The organism is Polymorphospora rubra, assembly GCF_018324255.1.
Taxonomy (GTDB): domain Bacteria; phylum Actinomycetota; class Actinomycetes; order Mycobacteriales; family Micromonosporaceae; genus Polymorphospora; species Polymorphospora rubra.
Genome location: NZ_AP023359.1, coordinates 1,945,709 through 1,962,929 on the forward strand (window position 1 = coordinate 1,945,709; position 17,221 = coordinate 1,962,929).

Consider the following 17,221-nt stretch of genomic DNA (forward strand, 5'->3'; position numbering starts at 1 on the left):
GGCGAGGGCTCGGGCCGACCGCCCAGCAGGTGACGACCCGCGGCCGCGATGGACAGCGCGCGATCGTCGCTGTCCAGGAACCCGCTTCTGTGGACAGGCACCGGTTTGGGCGGGCCGGGCATGGGTGGTGAAGCACTCTTCGCCGCCGGCTTCGACGTTCGTGGTGGCGGATGGCGCATGCCGGTCTGGTTCGCCGGCCAGCGTGGCCGCTGGTCGGGATGCTCGCTCGGCGCGGGCATCGTCATGGTGGTTAGGTGAGGAGCGTCGAGGTGGACAGGTCCGCAAGGGTTCGCGCCCGGCCGACCGGCTGCCGGCTGTGGTCGCCGGTGTAAGTGCCGGCGCCGGTGGTGAACTCGTCACGGTGGTCGGTGGCGCCGAGCGCGGCGACGCGGACGATCAGGGTACGGGTGGTGTGCGGCGGGTCGGTGGGTGCCACGACCAGGTGCGCCCATTCCAGACAATTCAGTTGTAGCGGGCTCATGCCGGTGTCGACCTCGACAACGGTGCCGGTGAATCGGCGGTCGCCGCCGAGGTAGTCGTGTTCAGCGATAGAGATGCGGTCGCCGGGGCGGGGCAGAGTCACCCGCGTGGGCGGTGGCGGGTCGAGGCGGCGGGGCAGGGTGCTCGAGGCTGTCATGGCAAGGCCTTCCGGATCGGTGGTGGGCACGGCCGACACACGCGCACCCGTCGCCGGCGACGGGTGGCGCGGCGCGTTCCTCCTACACAAGGTCTAGTGGTGGGGTTTGCCGCCGAGGGTGGAGTAGAGCTGGTGGCCGCGTACGACGAGTCCGGAGTCGGGGTCGGAGACCAGTTTGGTGACCTCGTGCAGGTCGGCGTCGGTGAGCAGGCCGCCGTGCAGGAGCTGGTCGCGGTGGGAGGCGATCGCGGTCAGGGAGATCTGCAGGCCGGGGCTGCCGGCGTGCCAGACGGGTGCGTAGATGGCGGTGTCGACCCCACGGAGCCCGGCGGCGCGCATGGTGGTGTGGATGCGGGGTGCCCAGTTCGGGTCGGAGCCGGCGGCCTGGAAGACGCGTTGGTTGACCTCGTGCTGGTAGGCGGCGAACAGCCGCCGCTGCTGCCCGGTGGGCGCGTCGAGGACGACGCCGGAGGGTTGGATGTGCCAGTCCTCGACGCACAGGATCCCGCCAGGGGCGAGGGCGTCGATGAGCCGGGTGAGGATCTTTTCGGGTTCGGGTAGGTGCATCAGGACCAGGCGGGCGTGGATGAGGTCGTACGGCGGGTCCGGGATTGGTTCGGTGACGATGTCGTGCCGCAGCGGGGTCAGGCGTGGGTGGGTGCCGGTGTGGGTGGTGTCGAGGTCGGTCGCGGTGACGTGGCCGGTGGGTCCGACGTGTTCGGCGAGCCAGACGGGGACGTGGCTGCGGCCGGCGCCGATCTCGAGGCAGCGGCGGCTGGTCAGGTCAAGGTGCGTGAGGCGGCCGATGGTGAAGTCGTCCAGGGCCGCCGAAAGGCTGGCGAGGTGCCGGCGGGCGGACGGGTGGGCGTTGTCGTAGGCGTAGCGGGCCTCGGTAGCGGGGCGGGCCATCACTGCTCCAATGGGGAAGTTGCGGGGTGGGCCCGGGGGCGTTCGGGTCGCCGCCCCGGGACACCGGGCGAAGGAAGTGGTTGTCAGGCAGGGCTCGCGGCGAAGCCGGAGGCGATCACGTCGGCAGGGGTGAGGCCGGCCGGGATCACGCCGGCGCCCTGGAGGACGGCGATGGCGCGGGCGATCCGTTCTGGGTCGAGGACGCCGGCGCGGGCGTTCGACAGCACGTACGGCTGCATCAGGGCGACCTCCTGCGCGGCGGCGGTCGGGTCGGCGGAGGGTACGTGTTTGTGCAGGATCTGGCCGGCCTCGTCGGGGTGGTCGATGGAGTAGACGAGTCCTTCGAGGATCGCCTCGCTGAACCGGCGTACCAGGTCCGGATCGTCCCTGATCAGCGTCATGGGGGCGATGACGGCGTTGCCGTACAGGTCGGCGATCACGTCGGAGTACGGCAGCAGCCGCACCGGCCGGCCCTGGGCCGCCTTCTCCACGGTGCCCCGGGCGACGGTGAACTGGCCGATCCCGTCGACCCGCCCGGCGGCCAGCAGCCCCGGCGTCTGCTGCGCCGGGGAGTTCACCCACTGCACGCTGCCCGGGTCGATGCCGGCGAGCTTGGCGTACGCCGGCCACAACAGCATCGGCGCCCCACCGGGCACCCCACCGACCCGCTTGCCGACCAGGTCGGCCGGGGTGGTGATGCCGGACGACTCCAGCACGGTGATCGAGTTCAAGGTGCGTTGCTGGATCGCCGCGACCGCGCGCACGTCGCCCTGGTAGTCACCCTGCCCGAGGGTGATCATCACACCGGACAGGTCGTTGGCCGAGAACTGCGCCTGCCCGGCCGCCAACAGTTTCAGGTTGTCGGCCGAACCCTGCCCGGGCTTGATCTCGACCTCAATGTTCCGGTCGCGGAAGAAGCCCTTCTCCAGGGCCACCCAGGCGTACGCCTCCCGACCGAAACTCGCGAACGCGGTCAAATAGGTGACCTTGTCCACGCCGTCCGGCGCCTTGGCTGGTTCGCCGGTGGTGCAGCCGGCGGTGACCGTCATCAGCCCGGCCACCGCCGCAGCAGCTGCCCGACGTGCGATTCTGATACTCACTTATCCTCCCCAGATGGATAAAACAGGCGCGCGATGGGCGCGCCAATCCACCGGCCAGACCACCCGCGAACTGTTGCCGCAGGCGCCGACCGGCGACAGCTACACGGGCGATGACAGCCGGCCGACGCCGGCCCAGATCGGCACCGGGCCCAGATCCGCGGACTCCTCGACGTCGGTCGGCTCGGGCCGCCACTGGTCGACCGACACCACTCCGGGCGGCACCAGTTCCCACCCGGTGAACAGGTCGACAACCTGGTCACGGCTACGGAACGTCAGAGGTGTCGTGGTCGAGGTGTTGTAGCGCTGAACGACACCGACCACCTCGCGCGACATCTGCGCCGGCGTCGTCAGATGCGACACCACGAGCCGGCTACCCGCCACCACGGCGGCGCGGAACCGGTCGAGGATCCCGGCCGGATCCTCGGCAATGAAGTGCAGCACCGCCACCGCGAGAATCCCGACCGGCCGGTCGAAGTCGATCAGCCGCCCGGTGGCCGGATCGGACAGGATGGCGTCCACGTCGCGGATGTCGGCCTGGACCACCGTGGCCCGCTCCTCGCCGGCCAGCAACTGCCGCCCGTACGCGACCGTCACCGGATCCACGTCGACATACACGACCCGCCCCTGCGGGTCCGCGTCGTGCACGACCTCGTGAACGTTGCCGACCGTCGGCAGACCCGAACCAAGATCGACAAACTGGTCCACGCCCTCGTCCAACAGCGCACCGACAGCCCGCCTCAGGAACGCGCGATTCGCCCGCGCATACCGTCTGGCCTGAGGCTCCGCCCCGAGCATCCGTTCGACCATGACACGGTCCACGACGAAGTTCGACGATCCACCGAGCAGCGCGTCGTACACTCGCCCCGCACTCGGACGATTCAGATCCGCACTCGCTGTGTCACAGGTCTCGGCCGAATCGTTGATCATTTGAACCTCCAACTGCCCTGCTTCTATTCACGCCGGCATCGGCTCCCCTTGGCTCGCGGTGGGCATGTGGGCTGTCCCCGCTGGAGCAGTCCGCCGGCCGAATGGGCCACAGCCATTGATGAGCAGCCTGGCCACTGCGCAACGTGAAGTGAAGGTGGGAGCCGTCAGCCGCTGTCTGCTGACGTCGTCGCCCGCCAGAGAACGGAGCCGGGCAGGTCAACTAGGGTGCACTCCATGAGTACGGAGGCGCGGCGTGCCAGCGAGTGGACCATCCATGGCGAGCGCATCGTCGACGACAGTCGTCGGGCTGTGCTCAGCATCGCCGACGTGGAGCTACCCGACGGGGTTCGCTTCGAGCAGTACGTTCTTCGGGTGCCGGCCGCCGCGATGGTGGTCGTGCTCGACGACGCGGAGCGGGTGCTGATGATGTGGCGGCACCGGTTCATCCTCGACCGCTGGGTATGGGAGTTGCCCGGTGGTTACCTCGACCCCGATGAGGACCCCGCCGTCTGTGCCGCGCGGGAGGTGGAGGAGGAAACCGGCTGGCGGCCACGGAGCATCGAGCCGCTGGTTACCTTCCAGCCGATGGTCGGCACCATCGACCAAGCCAACATCGTCTATCTCGCGCGCGGCGCCGATCCCACCGGTGCGGCACCGGACGTCAACGAGACCGAACGGCTCGGCTGGATTCCGCTCGCCGAGATCGAGCAGCACATGCAAGAGGGAAGGATCGTCGGAGCGGGATCGGTCGCGGGTCTCCTTGCGGTCCTGCTCAGAAGGGCGACGGGAACTCTCTAGGCGGATTGCAGTATCGGGCGCACCCGCTCCGTGAAGGCCCGGACACCAGGCAGGCCGACATGGGGGGCGAGCCGGTCCGCGAGGTCCTTCAGGTAGTCCCGTGTTCGCGCCGAACGCAGTCCCTCGGCCGCGTCGGCCGCCTGCATACCGACAGCGCTGGCCTGTTCCAGTTGGCCAGCCTGTGCGTGAGCTACCGCCAGCAGCACCAGATTGAACTGCCGTCCTCGCGCATAGTGCCGGCCGTCCATCTCCAGCGACCGCAAGGCGAACCGTTCCGCAAGGTCACCGCGCCCCAACGCAGCGAAGCAGTGCCCAAACTTCGCTGCCAGGTACGCCTCGTCGAAATAGCCGATCCAGTGCGGGTCGCCGGTCCTGTCCGCTCGATCGAGGGCACGCTCCGCTCGATCCAGCGCCGCCGCGCAGGCAGTCTCGTCATCTCCAGCGGCATATCCCTGCGCCTCAAGCACAGCTGATTCCGCCACAATCGCCTCCACCCCGACGTTCGCGGCCGACTGGCCAGCGGCACGGGCAAGATCAACCGCCTCGGCAGCCGCACCGAGATACGCGGCCTGATGGCTCATGGCCGCAAGGATCTCCGCACCCAGTGCCCGGTCCCCCGCAGCCGCGGCCAGCCTCAGTGCCTGAACCATGTAGCGCTGCGCCAGTCCGTTCAGCCCCACATCGTAGGAGGCCCAACCCGCCAACTGCGTCGTCTCGGCCGCTGCGGACAGAAGACTGGAACCCGTCCGCGCGTCATAGCGGCCCCGTAGGAGCACCGCCACCTCACCGTCGAGGAACCGCACGACACTGTCTCGGACGTGGCCACCGCCGTACTGGTTGTCCAAAGTCCGGTAGACGGCCGTAATCTGCCGAACCATTTCGACATCTGGCATCCCAACCAGTCGTTGGCCACTACCCGAAGGACGCTCGCCCAGCGGCCAGGTCAGCCACCGCATGGCCGGATGCAGGAACGCCGTCGCACTGAAACCGGCATCCCGAAGCGGCTGTCGCTGTTGCATGTCCCCCTGCCACAGCCCCACTGCAGCATCCAGGCCGTGGCGCCAGTCTGGCGTGAACTCCAGCCCCAACACAGGACCCTGATCGTCAGTTTGGCTGGTGCCCGCCGACGGCCGCCCGCTGTCTGCCGACACCTCGCGGACCATGGCAGACAGACGCCCCTCCGCATCCAGCGTCGCGTCCAGAGCGGCCGCCACAGACACACTCGGCCGCTTGCTGCCCGCCTCGAGCTCCCACAGGTAGCCGTGCGAACAGTGGACGAGCTGTCCCAGCCGCCGAAGCGACAGGCGCCTAAGCTCACGCAACTCCTTGAGCCGAACACCGAAGCTCGGGTCGACCATGATCCGTCGCGCCATTACACACCCCCGATCACCGCAGACGGAGCCGCCCATGACTCGCCGCCAAGCCGATCCGCCGCATGCCGACGGTACAACGACTCGAGCCTGGTGTCCTACATGTACACCAGCATGGTGATCAGGACGCACTTCATCCGAAACGGCATAGTGACGTACTCCTGGCGGCCGAGCCTGATTCGTTGAGCCTGTCTTGGCCCTACTGACCGAACCCTCAGCGTGTCCGCTGCCCGACCGACGCAACGCGCTCAATCTCTTTACCTCAGGCGCCAACCAACTGTGCATTGAGCGGATTTGTTGGGATCGGTCCTACACGGGCATGGGCCATGCGTATGGGCTGTCGGGGTGGTCGAGCCAGATGTATTGCCGGTCGGTGCGGTTGAGGGCGCTGATCCCGTACCGGCCGCGGTCGGGGTGGCCGAGGCGTTGCCACAGTTCGGCGACGTGCTCGGCGGTGTCCCATGGTCTGCCGTCGTACTGGATGGTGGTGTGGCGGCCGTCGGTGGCGGTGGCGGTGCGGGCGACCTGGGCGTACGCAATTGGTGTGGACAGGGTGAGGAAGGTTCCGCGTGGGTTGTCCATGGCGCCGATGGACAGGCCGGGCAGGTGGAGTTGGAGTAGCAGGTTCAGGTCGTGGTCGGCGTGGTCGTAGACGGCCGGGTCGAGGCTGGTGGTGCCGTACTGGCCGATCCCGTTTGTTGCCGGACCGAGGCTCCGTCGGTCGGCGAGTGGGTTGCCGACGTCGGTGCGCAGCGGCATGAAGGCGACGTGTTGGTGGTCGAGGCGGCCGGTGACCTCGTCGTCGGCGGTCTTGTCGAGGATCATCAGGGCGCAGCCGGCGCCGGCCAGTGGTGCGACGATCCGGCCGCCGGTGTGGAGTTGGTCGATCCAGGCGGGTGGGATGTGGTTGACGGCGCAGGTGGCGATGATCCGGTCGTACGGGGCCTGGTCGGACCATCCCGCGGTGCCGTCCCCAGCATTGAGGTGGGGGTGGTGGCCGGTGGCGGCCAGTCGCTGGCGTGCGGTCGCGTGCAGTGTCGGGTCGAGTTCGACGGAGTAGACGTTGTTCCCGCCGAGGCGGTGTGTCAGGAGTGCGGCGTTGTATCCGGTCGCGGTGCCGATCTCGAGTACGCGCATGCCGTCGCGGATATCGGCGCGTTCGAGCATGGTCGCCATCACGCCGGGTTGGCTGGACGAGGAGGTCGGCAGTAGCGGTCCTGTCGTGCCGGTGGTGGTCGGTGCGGGCCGTTGCTGGGTGACCAGGGCCTGGTCGGCGTACACCTGGTCGAGCGGGGCGTCGGGGACGAAGACGTGTCGGGGTACCTGTTCGAAGGCGCGCCTCCAGGCCGGGTCGCTCAGCTCGCCGCTGTCGGCGAGGTGGGCGGCGAGGGTCTGGGCCGCGTGCTGCCAGTCCACGCCTACTCCTTGGTCAGTTCGTCGGCCAGAGCGGCCGCGATCGGCAGGTTGAGTTCCTCGGCCAGCCAGCCCCACTGGCCGGCGCCGTTGCACTCCAGGAACACCCAGCGTCCCCCGGTCGTGACGACGAAGTCGAACGCGGCGTAGGCCAGTCCGAGCGCCCGACAGTAGTCTGCGACCTGCCCGGCGATGTCGGGCGGGCAGTCCACCAGTTCGTAGGACAGCGCGTCGTAGTCGCTGCGCCAGTCGACCCTCGCCTGCTCGCTGCCGGCGTGGATGGCCACCGGGAACATGCGGTCGCCGACGACGGTCAGCCGGACCTCGAACCGCTTGGGTACCCACTGCTGGAACAGGTGCGCGGTCGTCTCGACACCGGCCAGGTCGTCCAGGTCGGCGGTGATCACCTTTCGGGTCCACACGGCGGTGTGGGAGCCGGCCTCCTCGACGATCGGCTCGGCGAGCGGCTTGACGATCAGATCGCCGTAACGGGCGGCGAACTTCCGCACCGCCTCGGCCTGGTTCGTGATCAGGGTCGGCGGAACGGCCATGCCCGCCCGGCTGGCCGTGACGAGCTGGCGGGGCTTGTACTCGGCGTCCGCCAGGACGGCCGGGTGGTTGATCCAGCGGGCCGGGAGGCTGGACAGGATGCCGCCCAGCCCGACCCGGGCCTGAGCGCGAGCGAACCTGCGCTCCGGCCCGGACATGCCGGCCGGCAGTGTGAAGTCGCTCGGCCGCCGGTAGAACACCGAGGTCACCTCACGCAGGTCGACCGACGCCGCACCGGTCAGGCCACCGCTCCAGGCGCCGTCGTCGAGTTCGGCGACGAGGGTCAGGTCGAGGGGAAAGGCGCCCACGTCGAGCCACGCGTACCGGACGCCGCGGTCCCGTAGCTGGTTGGCGACCTGCTCGGCCGACCAGTCCGAGCGCGTGCTGACGATGAGGACCGTCATCAGTCGTCCGGGGTGACGTAGGTGTCGGTCTTGGTCGTGGGACTCTTGCCGTCCGAGGTCGTCGGCTCGGAGTGCCTGCTCTGAGTCGCCGGCGTACGGTGCCTGGCCTCGCGCAGACCACCGAGCGGCGCGCCGCGCAGAACGAACGGCCGCATGTGCGACGGCTGCTCCTGGCTGCTGCCGTCGGACGGTGCCAGGCGCGGGAACCGGTGCGTGGCCGGCATCAACGGGTCCGGATTCATCAGGATCTCCTTCGTCAGTCAGGGTGGTAGGTATCGGCTCCGCGAAGACTGCCCCCGGCTTCATCACCTCCGTCCGCCGCCGCGACACCGATCACCGAAGTACGTGCCGGCGCCCCAACTGATCGCCAACGCCGTCTCCCCCACGACCGTCCGGACAACCAGGATCGGTGAGGGGCCGCAGCTGGCGACAGGGCTCCAAATCGCATCTGAAGGCCTGCCGACGTGGTCCGGCATCGAGAAAGCCATGGTGGGGATGTCGAACGGCGCCAGAACCACCCGACCCCCGAACCACGCCCGCCTAAAGGTCAGCGGACAATGGAGGCAGTCGATGACGGGCGTCGACACACCTGGAGAGTGGGGCATCGTGTCGCTGTACTGGGACCCGACAAGTGCCTTGACGCCCGAACAACGTGGGGATTTCAGAGGCCGCTGGGATGATCTTCTCTGGCTCAATGTTCCCGGCCCGTTCTGGACAGGTGAAACGGACACCTGTTGGACCGGGCGACTGCATGCCCCCGAACACGTTCTCTACGGCGGCGAGTACTTCTCCGAGTTCGTGTATCGCCAGCCGCGAACGACGGCCGAGGTCGCTGCGCTCGCCGAAGCCGCGTGGGACGATCCCTTCGGCGGTTACGGCTGTGACGGCGACGACCGGTGGACACCAGACGCCGTACGCATATGGTGGCGAGAGCGCGACCGCGTCATCCAATACGTCGAGCAGCTATCTCAGCGGTGGATCGCGAGTGAACGTGCGGACGAGCGAGAAGCCGCCGCTGGACTGCAAGACTTCGCTTCGTATCTGGTTGGGCCGCTCAGTGACGATCTACGGATCTACCTGTACTGGTTGATCGAGCGTCGATCACCCAACCCAAGCGATCGACTGCCACCCCTATGACGCCACACGTTGGCTACGATCAGCGATCGAAGCCACACAGAGCGGCGCCGAAACTCACCGACACAGAATTGCTCCAGAACGTAGTGGCACTGAAAAGTGGCTGACGGGCAGCGCTCGAACTGACCGACAAAGCCACCTGCCACGTACCGTCTTCGGGAACCGGTGCGACCTGCGGCCGGTGCGAGGCCGGCAGGCTCAGGTGCTCCGGGTCAGGTGGCGGGAGACGAACTCGCGCCACCGGCCGACAGCCGCGGGTCTGGTCTCGGCGTGGCCGCCGGGATAGTCGGCCAGTGCCTTGTCTGGCGAGCCGAGCAGGTCGAAGAGCGCCAGCTGGCCGTCTCTGGGGAAGATCTCGTCGTGCCACTGCACGTGGAAGAGCACCGGGGCGGTGACCCGTCGGGCGTCGGCGGCGACGCGCTGCGGCGCGTCCAGGCCCTCGTGCACACCGGGGCCCTGCCGAAGCCCGAACTTACCGAAAACCGCACACCGCAGCCGGTCACCCATGACCGGTACGTCTTCGACCTAGTCGTGAGTGGGCTGGGTGACGGGCATGTTCGACCTCCGGCTGGTGACGGGTGCGGTCGGTCGCCGCAGAAGCCCTCGGGGTACGGGCGGGTTCGACGTCGACCAGGACGATGGACGCTCACCTTTTGCCGGAGATCAGGTCGTCCTGGTCGGGCCGTTCCTGGTTCACTGCTCGGTTCGAGTCGACCAATGCGTGATGCGTACCTGGCTTTCCCGTTCCCGCGCTGCTGACTTGGGCGTATCGCGGAGTAGGTTCCGGTGTGGTGCCGGGAGGTCGGATGACGGTGTTCGCGTGTACGGGGTGCGGTGCCGTGCTGACCGTGCCGGTGTCGCGGGTGGCGTTTCCTGTCCAGGCCCATCAGCAGGTCGGCAACGGGTTGTTGCTGGGTGTGCTGATGGAGCCTGGGACGTACGCGGTGGATCCCGAGCCTTTCGGGCCGCCGTGGCTGCGATGGGACGAGTTCGGTGCGGTCGAGGCGGAGGCCCACGGGGTGTACGCGCCGGTTTTCGCGCTGTCGTGCGGGCCGCGTGGGGCTGTCGTGGTGGCGCCGGGCGACGTAGGAGGGACCGTCCTCATTCCGGGGCCGGCGGGCGGTAACTGCTGCGGGTTGGACGGCCAGGACGGCCCCAACCTGGCGTGCGCCCGGTGCGGACGGCTGGTGGCGACCCGTGTCGACGACTGCTCGCTGTGGCAGGCGGTGTGGCTGGACCCGGACGCCGTGCACCGCGTCGACGGCGACGCCTCCCCCCAGCGGACGGTCGGCTGGGACGCACTGCGCGCGGAACGTCCCGGTGTTGAGCCGGTCGAGCCGGACGGACAGTGGAACCCGTTGTGGGAGGCCGCCGTAGCGGTGGCCCTGGCCCGGCTGCTGGTCCTTTCGACCGGTGCCCGGGTGACGGTCCCTGACGGCCTGGTCGCCGAGACCTTCCGCCGGACTCTCGACGCCCTGCTCCCGCCCGGACCGACGGCCCGGACGCTCGCCCTGGCCGGGCCGGGCCTGCCCGCCGTCACCGCCGACATCGGCCTCGTCCCACAGCACCCGCAGAGCGGTGAAGACTGGGCACCGTCCGGTTCGGTGGACGTGGTGCCGCTGCCTTGGGATGTCTGGGCGTACCTGGCGTTCCACCACGACCGCAGACCCGTTCCGGGCGCCGGCGCGATGCCCGACGACGCCCGCCGCGACGACCCGCCACCACCGCTGCCACGTCGGGCGTTCCACCCGGACGTGGTCGTGTTCCTCGACACGTTGGCGCGACTACCCGAGGTCCGTCAGCCGTGGCTGCGCGAGATCTACCACCGTGTGAGCCGCGGGCCGTACCGCTTTCCGTTCTGACGCCGGGAACGGAAGGCATCGAGCGAGCCGAGCACCGCTGCCGGCTGCTACCCGCTCCTCCCGATGGCCATTGACACTGACTCCCGGGGAACTCCAGCCGCGTGCGGCTGTGGTAGCTGGCCGAGCCAGGGTGACGGCAGCTCCCACTAACGTGGTCACGTCCACGGGAGTGGTGTACGACGGTCGGGTCCTTGACTCGCCCGTAACGAGATGAACGGCCATCGGATTGATCCTTCAGAGACCGACCAAGATCTTGAAGGAGACCGCACCGATGACCGCATTAGAGAGTGTGAACCCTGCCGACCTGCTACGCCAGCAACTGGCCGAGGGTGGCCCGGACGTGTTGGCGGCGATGGTGACCGCGTTCGCGAACGCGTTGATGTCCGCCGACGCCGACGCGGTCTGCGGGGCCGACTACGGCCAGCGCAGCCCGGAGCGGACGAACTCGCGTAACGGCTACCGGGCCCGACAGTGGGACACCCGGGCCGGAACGGTCGAGCTGGCGGTGCCGAAACTGCGTCACGGCTCGTACTTCCCGGACTGGCTGCTGGAACACCGACGCCGCGCCGAGCAGGCCCTGGTGACGGTCGTGGCCACCTCGTACCTGCTCGGGGTGTCGACCCGCAGGGTCGAGAAACTCGCCGAGCAGCTCGGCGTCACCAGGTTGTCGAAGTCGCAGGTGTCACAGATGGCGCAGCACCTCGACGCCCAGGTCGAGGCGTTCCGAAGCCGGCCCCTGGACTCCGCCCACTACACGTTCGTGGCGTTGGACGCGCTGACGATGAAGGTCCGCGAGGACGGCCGCACGGTCAACGTCGCCTGCCTGGTAGCGGTCGGCGTCAACGCCGACGGCCACCGCGAGGTCCTCGGCCTCGACGTGTGCGCCAGCGAGGACGGCGCCGGCTGGATCGCGTTCCTCCGCGGCCTGACCGCCCGCGGCCTCAAAGGCGTCCGCCTGGTCATCTCCGACGCCCACCGCGGCCTCGTCGACGCGATCGGCTCCGCCCTACCCGGCGCGTCCTGGCAACGCTGCCGCACCCACTACCTACGCAACCTGCTCACCAAGGTCCCCAAAAGCGCCCAACCATGGGTGGCGACCATGGTCCGCACCATCTTCGACCAGCCCGACCCTGGCGAGGTCCGCGCCCAGTACGCCCGCGTCGTCGACACCATCAACGCCAAGTACCCCACCGCCGCCGAACACCTCGACCAGGCCCGCGAGGACCTACTCGCCTTCACCAACTTCCCACACGAGATCTGGCGCCAGATCTGGTCCAACAACCCACAGGAACGGCTGAACAAGGAAATCCGACGCCGCACCGACGTCGTCGGGATCTTCCCCAACAGAGCCGCCGTCATCCGCCTCGTCGGAGCCGTCCTGGCCGAACAGACCGACGAATGGACCGAACAACGCCGCTACATCGGGCCCGAACTCCTCACCAAAGCCCGCCAGGAAACCCCCGAAAACCAACAACCCGACGCCGTGCCGCAACCCAAACCCGCACTGACCACCGCATAAGCTCATCCCAGGATCAACCGGTGGCCGTCAGCTCATACACCACCACCGTGGACGTGACCCACTAAAACGTCGAGACTCATTGCCCTTCTGGCCGTCGAGACGACCTCTGTTCGGAGCGCCACCTCAGGTGTTCAAGCACCGCTAGCAGGAGCTTGAGGCGGTGACTGGATTCCTGTGGCAGCACACCGAGTGCTGCAGGGATAAGGAATGCGGCGAGTACAACCGGCCAAGGGGCGCCCGCCGTGTGGGCGAAGCCGCTGCCGGCTACCGCTCCGATGGTGCCAGCACCGGCCGAGAGGCGGCTGCTCACAGAGGCACGACGCGACGAACTTGGGCCACCACGACCACTGGTAGGCGGTGACCGGCGGGGACGGGGCGCGGATGCGTTGGGCACTCATAACTCCCTGCGAAGGTGGCAGGGAGCGGCTACGCCTACGCGGCGATTAGCGCCCTGCCTATGTCGGCCGACCTCTTCGTACGCAGGGCGTTGTTGGGTCCGCGAGGGCCGCCGCGAACGGCCGCACCGCGAGCACCGGTCGGTGCCGCACGGGACTCGCGTGCAGGTGCTCGGAGACAGCGACGGGCGATGAGCAGCACCGCAAGGTGGACCAAGATCGTCTGCAGAAGGCGGTGCGACCTACCCGCAGCGGGCCAGACGCGGACTAGCGCGTCTAGTATTTGTCGCACTCGATCAGCCGGGCTTGCTAGTGGTGTCAGTTCGCCGTCCGGCACGTACGCGAGTTGAGCCGTGGCTCGACTGCAGCCCAGCACCCTTTCGATCGAGCTGAGAGACTCCGGCACCCAGGCCGGCCCTGCACACTCTTCGCGATTGGCCGACTCGGTAAACCAGGACCGGAACGGCGGGTCACCGCCCGAGCCAGCCGTCACGACGTGGGCCGCGGGCTCTTCCGAGGGCAAGCTCCGCGCGAGGAATCGGACAACCTGCCGTGGGGTGATGGAGACGATCGACGGCTTGTCCGTCCTGACGCTCGCAACGAGTTCAGCAAGGTATCTGAGGATCGCCTCGGTCTTGCCGGATCCTGTCGGGGCGGTAATCACGGGCAAATCTTGTGCAAGGAGTACGGGCCCGCTTACCTGGCGGGCGGCGTCGTATGCCGACCAGGTTCGTTGCGACACTACGTCGAAGGGGATGTGGAACAACCCCTTCCCATCGTCGTGGCCATGCAGTACCGGCACCACGCCAACGTTGTGAGCGTCAGACGCGAAGGTGATGGTCACCGCCTCAGGCACAGCTTGTACTGTAGTAGATGTCCGCCCGCCGACGGCCCTGTGCCGGGCGACGAGCCTTTGAGTGCATGTTGAATAACCAGGTCAGCGTGACTGGCATCGACTGAGGGGCGCAGGAACTCACCGACGCAGAATTGCTCCAGAACGTAGTGGCACTGAAAAGTGGCTGACGGGCGGCGCCCGAACTGACCGACAAAGCCACCTGCCACGTACCGTCTTCGGGAACCGGTGCGACCTGCGGCCGGTGCGAGGCCGGCAGGCTCAGGTGCTCCGGGTCAGGTGGCGGGAGACGAACTCGCGCCACCGGCCGACAGCCGCGGGTCTGGTCTCGGCGTGGCCGCCGGGATAGTCGGCCAGTGCCTTGTCTGGCGAGCCGAGCAGGTCGAAGAGCGCCAGCTGGCCGTCTCTGGGGAAGATCTCGTCGTGCCACTGCACGTGGAAGAGCACCGGGGCGGTGACCCGTCGGGCGTCGGCGGCGACGCGCTGCGGCGCGTCCAGGCCCTCGTGCACACCGGGGCCCTGCCGAAGCCCGAACTTGCCGATGACTGCACACCGCAGCCCGGCGCCCATGGTCGCCGTCAGAGGTAGGCCGAACCGGGCTCCCATGGACATCCCGAGATATCCGACGTTGCTGATGTCAGCGAGGCCCGCGCCAGCGAGGGCGTTCATGGTCGCCAGCCAGTCGTCGACCATCCGGTCGAGAACGACCTCGATCCCCTCCCGGGCAATCCGGGCCTGATACTCCGCGGGCGGCAACGGATCCGGGATGCGGTCACCGTGATACGGGCCGTCGATCGCGACCGCCGCGAAACCGGAACGCGCGACGAACCATTGGGCAAGGTCGACGATCCGCGCGCTTCTCTTGTGCCCGCTACCGCCATGCCCCAGCAGGACCAACGGGCATAGCGCATCGGCCGAGGGCGGCAACCACACAACGCCCGGTACCGCACCCGACGGCCGGCGCAGGACGAACAACCGCTCAACGACGTCGTCCGCCGCCACACACTGCTTGATCCACTCGATCGGCTCGGGCACGACGCCATCCAAGCAGCGGTGTGGCCAAACGTCGCCGGAACGAGGCTGGTGGTGCTGGTCTGACCGGTGCCGTTCTGTAGATCCGACCACGGCAGGAACCGTGTCGCTGGTATGCCTCTCGGTCGGGTATTCGGGCTGACCTACGCGCTTGGTTCCCTCCGTCGATGCGATGCGTGCTCTCCTACAGGTCGAACTGGTAGACCGCTCGGTCTTTGCCTGGTCCCTTGAAGTCGTTGACGACCTCGACGCCGTGCTCGGTACGGTCACCGGGAAGGTTGCGGAAGCCGAGTGCTATCCAGGAGGCGTGCGCTGGACGGTTATCGGGTTCGGAGGTCAGCCAGAGGCGTTGGCATCCCCAAGCGGTCGCACGGGCAGCCAGGCTGTCGATGAGCATGCCGGCGACTCCGTGACGGCGGAAATGCGGGTGCGTGATCACGTCCTGGATGTAGACGTCTTGCGGCGTCTCCTGGTCGCGCATCGCGATCATCGCACCGACGACTTCGCCGTCGACCAGGGCTACCGGGCATGTGGAGGCGAACAGAGTCGCGTAGAGCCAGTAGTCGGACTCGCCGCGTACCCGAATGAAAGGTACGCCTGTCGCCATTACGGCCATGACCTGTGGGATCAGCGCAGCATCAATCGGCTTGATCCTCATTCTGGCACTCCTTCGATCGGCTGCAGGTCACACTCCACTGTGGCAGGTAGCCGGCATTGACAACGCCTTACGTGTCAGTGAAGCTGCCGCACCTCCCCGCCGGCGGTTACCTCGTACAGGCAGATGCGTAGCAGGTCCCGGACGTGGGTGGGAACCCGTTGGACGGCACGCACGGAGGTAGTCGGCACTATCAACGCGTAGCGGATGTCGGTGGATACGCCGGTCATTCGGCGTAGCAGCTGGCCGTATGCGATGTCGGCATCGGTGCCCGGCTCGCTGGTCCTCCCCTTCGCCTCACCAATCAGACGCTCGCCTCCCCGGACGGCCTCGATGTCGGTCCACGGATCGGTCGGCGCGACAGGCGTCCAGCCTTGGGAGATCAACCAGGTTCGAAAAGCATCCATGACCCGGTCCTCGTCGCTCTCACGGGTGAGCAGCTTGCGGATGACCTCGAGGTCCGAGTCCACATTGCGGCGCAGCCGGCCACGGCTGTCGGAATCCAGATCGCCGGGACGGATCACGACGAGCCGCAATCCGTGGGCAGGGATCTCGGTATCCCGCCGCGCGTCGTACAAAGCCCGCTGCTCGCCGCGGTGAACTCGGCTGATGGTCAGCGTGCCAGGCTTGTCGAAGTGCGCCACGGGCTGGTCGTGCTGCTGCTCGCGATACTCGACGACGAGCTGATGGCCGGGCCAGTACCCATCGACGGGCAGCATCACCCGTCGTCCGTTCGTAGACGGGTCACCGAGCAGCCACTCGAACCGGTGCTGCGTCTCGGCTTGCTCGCCCAACACCTTGCTACACAGCCCGATCACAAACGCTTCGTCACTGTCGTCTCTGCTCACGTCGCCGAATGATGCCACCCGGCGATACCGCAGCATTACCCCGCCCCGGTCAGGTCCGCAGACCACTGACGTTTCGTCGAGGCCCGCACCAAGGAGCACCCTTTCAGTGCAGCGCCTATACCGCTCCCCCAAGCCCAAGGAACCCGCGCGACCCTGCGTCGGCACCGCGCCTTCGGTGGTCACCGCTGCCGCGCAGATCTACTACTCCAGTGCCCTCGAGGAGGGATCCCGTCCGGGGTGGGCGGCCAGTAGCGGCGGACCGTGCGCTCGGACCTTTCGATCCGTACGCCGATCTCGGCCGGGTGCAGGTTCGGGGCACGCCGGTACCAGAAGGCCACGGCTGCGGCAGTCCCCTTCGGCACCGGCTCTTCACCGACATCGTGCTCGAGGGAACGGCCTTCTCGGCCGTGTCGCGGCTGCTGAACTCCGCGACTACCTGACCCGGACGGGCGGCTGGTGTTGGCCGTGGACATCACATGCTGGCTGCGGCCCGAGGCACAGACCTCGCCGGAACGGATCCTGTGCCACACCTGCGGCCGCGGCAAAGGCCAGGCCATCATGATTCCGGGCTGGCCGTACTCGATGATCGCGGCTCTGGAACCCGGACGCAGTTCGCGGACCGCCCCCTTGGACTTTTAGCGCCTGGCCCCGGGTGACGGTCCATCGGGCAACGTGTAGACGTCGTTCCGCTCTCCCCTCGACCGATCGCCGGCGCCGGTCTCGAGAATTTCCAAGCCGTCCCGGCCACTACAGCCACGAGTAGTAGGTGCAGCAGGACCGAGCACTCCCGCTGTGCGATGCGCCGACGACGATTGG

General features: G+C 68.1%; 16 protein-coding genes and 1 pseudogene. 5 read left to right on the forward strand and 12 right to left on the reverse strand.

The genetic code is table 11. From position 1 onward, the window contains the following. Window positions 1-250 precede the first annotated feature (250 nt). From Prubr_RS08850 to Prubr_RS08865, 4 genes are all read right to left on the reverse strand, one after another. Window positions 251-637, reverse strand: a complete 387-nt coding sequence (locus tag Prubr_RS08850) for a hypothetical protein (protein ID WP_212823620.1) — start codon at window positions 635-637, stop codon at window positions 251-253. A 93-nt stretch (window positions 638-730) separates the two neighbouring features. Next, complete coding sequence (locus Prubr_RS08855; RefSeq protein ID WP_212823624.1) at window positions 731-1,546, reverse strand: class I SAM-dependent methyltransferase; 816 nt, start codon at window positions 1,544-1,546, stop codon at window positions 731-733. Between the two features lie 83 nt (window positions 1,547-1,629). Next, window positions 1,630-2,646: an ABC transporter substrate-binding protein gene (locus Prubr_RS08860; protein ID WP_212823626.1), complete on the reverse strand. Its 1,017-nt coding sequence runs from the start codon at window positions 2,644-2,646 to the stop codon at window positions 1,630-1,632. A gap of 99 nt (window positions 2,647-2,745) precedes the next feature. Then, window positions 2,746-3,573: an SAM-dependent methyltransferase gene (locus Prubr_RS08865; RefSeq protein WP_212823628.1), complete on the reverse strand. Its 828-nt coding sequence runs from the start codon at window positions 3,571-3,573 to the stop codon at window positions 2,746-2,748. 234 nt (window positions 3,574-3,807) lie between these two features. Between Prubr_RS08865 and Prubr_RS08870 the strand changes: the two genes are divergently transcribed. Next, the gene (locus Prubr_RS08870; RefSeq protein WP_212823636.1) at window positions 3,808-4,371 is read left to right on the forward strand and encodes an NUDIX hydrolase; all 564 of its coding nucleotides are present in this window, start codon (window positions 3,808-3,810) and stop codon (window positions 4,369-4,371) included. Here the strand turns inward: Prubr_RS08870 and Prubr_RS08875 are convergent. The 4 genes from Prubr_RS08875 to Prubr_RS08890 form a co-directional block, all read right to left on the reverse strand. After that, window positions 4,368-5,744: an NsdA family TPR-like regulatory protein gene (locus tag Prubr_RS08875; protein ID WP_212823639.1), complete on the reverse strand. Its 1,377-nt coding sequence runs from the start codon at window positions 5,742-5,744 to the stop codon at window positions 4,368-4,370. The genes Prubr_RS08870 and Prubr_RS08875 overlap by 4 nt on opposite strands. Window positions 5,745-6,050: 306 nt before the next feature. After that, window positions 6,051-7,157 (reverse strand): methyltransferase domain-containing protein, encoded by a 1,107-nt coding sequence (locus Prubr_RS08880; RefSeq protein ID WP_212823641.1) that lies wholly within the window; start codon window positions 7,155-7,157, stop codon window positions 6,051-6,053. Between the two features lie 2 nt (window positions 7,158-7,159). Continuing rightward, window positions 7,160-8,107, reverse strand: a complete 948-nt coding sequence (tgmB, locus tag Prubr_RS08885) for an ATP-grasp ribosomal peptide maturase (RefSeq protein ID WP_212823643.1) — start codon at window positions 8,105-8,107, stop codon at window positions 7,160-7,162. Then, complete coding sequence (locus Prubr_RS08890; protein WP_212823645.1) at window positions 8,107-8,349, reverse strand: hypothetical protein; 243 nt, start codon at window positions 8,347-8,349, stop codon at window positions 8,107-8,109. The genes tgmB and Prubr_RS08890 overlap by 1 nt, the downstream gene beginning before the upstream one ends. A 328-nt stretch (window positions 8,350-8,677) precedes the next feature. On the opposite strand from Prubr_RS08890, the gene Prubr_RS08895 reads away from it, so the two are divergent. Beyond that, entirely contained in the window at window positions 8,678-9,244 is a 567-nt protein-coding gene (locus Prubr_RS08895) for a hypothetical protein (protein WP_212823647.1), read from the forward strand. Between the two features lie 195 nt (window positions 9,245-9,439). Here the strand turns inward: Prubr_RS08895 and Prubr_RS08900 are convergent, their stop codons facing one another. Next, window positions 9,440-9,688, reverse strand: coding sequence for an alpha/beta fold hydrolase domain-containing protein (locus tag Prubr_RS08900; protein ID WP_212823649.1), 249 nt, complete (start codon window positions 9,686-9,688; stop codon window positions 9,440-9,442). A gap of 359 nt (window positions 9,689-10,047) precedes the next feature. On the opposite strand from Prubr_RS08900, the gene Prubr_RS08905 reads away from it, so the two are divergent. Then, window positions 10,048-11,103, forward strand: coding sequence for a hypothetical protein (locus tag Prubr_RS08905; protein ID WP_212823650.1), 1,056 nt, complete (start codon window positions 10,048-10,050; stop codon window positions 11,101-11,103). Between the two features lie 271 nt (window positions 11,104-11,374). After that, a complete protein-coding gene (locus Prubr_RS08910) occupies window positions 11,375-12,622 on the forward strand; it encodes an IS256 family transposase (RefSeq protein ID WP_246567914.1) in 1,248 nt (415 codons plus the stop codon). A 1,509-nt stretch (window positions 12,623-14,131) separates the two neighbouring features. Here the strand turns inward: Prubr_RS08910 and Prubr_RS08915 are convergent. From Prubr_RS08915 to Prubr_RS08925, 3 genes are all read right to left on the reverse strand, one after another. Beyond that, on the reverse strand, window positions 14,132-14,905 hold the full coding sequence (locus tag Prubr_RS08915) for a dienelactone hydrolase family protein (protein WP_212823652.1): 774 nt from the start codon (window positions 14,903-14,905) through the stop codon (window positions 14,132-14,134). Between the two features lie 181 nt (window positions 14,906-15,086). Next, entirely contained in the window at window positions 15,087-15,560 is a 474-nt protein-coding gene (locus Prubr_RS08920) for a GNAT family N-acetyltransferase (RefSeq protein WP_212823655.1), read from the reverse strand. Window positions 15,561-15,634: 74 nt separating this feature from the next. Further along, a complete protein-coding gene (locus Prubr_RS08925; protein WP_212823657.1) occupies window positions 15,635-16,405 on the reverse strand; it encodes a hypothetical protein in 771 nt (256 codons plus the stop codon). Between the two features lie 444 nt (window positions 16,406-16,849). Here Prubr_RS08925 and Prubr_RS08930 point away from each other — a divergent pair. After that, window positions 16,850-17,041 (forward strand): annotated as a pseudogene (locus Prubr_RS08930) (transposase); the annotation flags it as partial. Window positions 17,042-17,221 lie beyond the last annotated feature (180 nt).